This is a genomic window from Streptomyces sp. SID5785, from assembly GCF_009870065.1.
Taxonomy (GTDB): domain Bacteria; phylum Actinomycetota; class Actinomycetes; order Streptomycetales; family Streptomycetaceae; genus Streptomyces.
Genome location: NZ_WWIA01001148.1, coordinates 1 through 1,494, shown reverse-complemented (window position 1 = coordinate 1,494; position 1,494 = coordinate 1). Strand labels below are relative to the sequence as shown.

Sequence of the window (1,494 nt, the reverse complement as noted above, 5' to 3'; positions counted from 1 at the left end):
TGAGTTCGGACACTCCCAGGTCGACTTCACGGTCGTCGGCTCCGGGCCCAACGGCGCCAACCCGCACCACGAGGCGAGCGACCGCGTCATCGAGCGGGGCGACATGGTCGTCCTCGACTTCGGCGGCCTCAAGCACGGCTACGGCTCCGACACCACCCGCACCGTGCACGTCGGCGAGCCGACCGCCGAGGAGCGCGAGGTCCACGACGTCGTGCGCGCGGCGCAGACCGCGGCCTGCGACGCCGTGCGGCCCGGCATCACCTGCCAGGACGTCGACCGCGCCGCCCGCCGGGTCATCACCGACGCCGGGTACGGCGATTACTTCATCCACCGCACCGGGCACGGCATCGGCGTCACCACGCACGAACCCCCGTACATGATCGAGGGCGAGGAGCAGGAGCTCGTGCCCGGCATGTGCTTCTCCGTCGAACCCGGTATCTACCTGCCCGGCCGCTTCGGCGTGCGCATCGAGGACATCGTCACCGTCACCGAGGACGGCGGCCGGCGCCTCAACGCCACGGCGCGGGACATGGCGATCGTGGACTGACCCGCCGTGCCGCCGACCCCGGACCCCACCGAACCGACGGTGCGCCGCACCCTGGAGACCCTGCTCCCGGACGGCGGCGGCGCCGAGGTGCGGCCGCTCGGCGTCCGCAGCGAGCACCACGTCTGGCAGGTCGGCGACCGGCACGTCCTGCGGCTCGCCCGCACCACCGAGGGCACCCGGCGGCTGCGGCGCGAGGTGGCGCTGCGCGAACTGGTCCGCCCGCACCTGCCGGTCGGTGTGCCGCTCAGCAGGGCGACGGGGGAGTGGGCGGCCGGTCTCGCCTGCACCCTCGACACCCTGCTGCCCGGCGCCCCCGCCCGGGGCCAGGACGTCACCGCGGCCGGTGAGGAGGACCTCGCCGGGCTGCTGACGGGGCTGCGGGCGGTCCCCGTCGCGCGGACCGCGCCGCTCGGGGTGCCCGCGGTGGCGCCGCGCTCGCTGGAGAACGTGCGCCGCGAGGCTGCGGTCGCGGCCGGGCGGCTCGAGGACGCGGGGGAGTTCGAGGCGGAGCGGCTGCGGCAGCTGACCGGGCGGGCCGTCGCCCAGCTCGGCCCGCAGCCCGGCGCGGGGCTCGTCCACCACGGGATCACCGAGGAGCGGCTGCGGGTGTCCGCGGACGGGCATGTGCGCGGGGTGCTCGGCTGGGGCGAGGCCGTCGTCGGTGACGCGGCGGAGGACATCGCCGGGCTCGTCGTGGCGGTCGGCGCGCGGGCCGCGGTGCGGGCGGCGACGCTGGCCGGGTGCGGGGCGCGGATCTGTCTGCGGGGGCTCTGGCTCGGGCGGTGCGACGTGCTGGTGGGGCTGGATGCGGCCGGGGCGGATGCGGGGTTCTGGCGGCGGGGGGTGGAGCGGGCGTGGGAACCGATTCTTCTGGAGCTGGTGTCGGAGTGACCCCGGGTCCTGTCGCCGGGTGCACGCCGGTGGGGCTTCTCGCGCAGTTCCCCGCG

Annotated in this window: 2 protein-coding genes; both read left to right on the top strand. The window is 76.4% G+C overall.

Going from position 1 to position 1,494, the window contains the following annotated elements; translation table 11 throughout:
- Positions 1–547 (top strand): M24 family metallopeptidase (locus GTW43_RS37250; RefSeq protein WP_161306385.1); only part of this gene is annotated, 547 nt, incomplete at its 5' end.
- Positions 548–553: 6 nt separating this feature from the next.
- Positions 554–1,438: an aminoglycoside phosphotransferase family protein gene (locus GTW43_RS37245; protein ID WP_161306384.1), complete on the top strand. Its 885-nt coding sequence runs from the start codon at positions 554–556 to the stop codon at positions 1,436–1,438.
- Positions 1,439–1,494 lie beyond the last annotated feature (56 nt).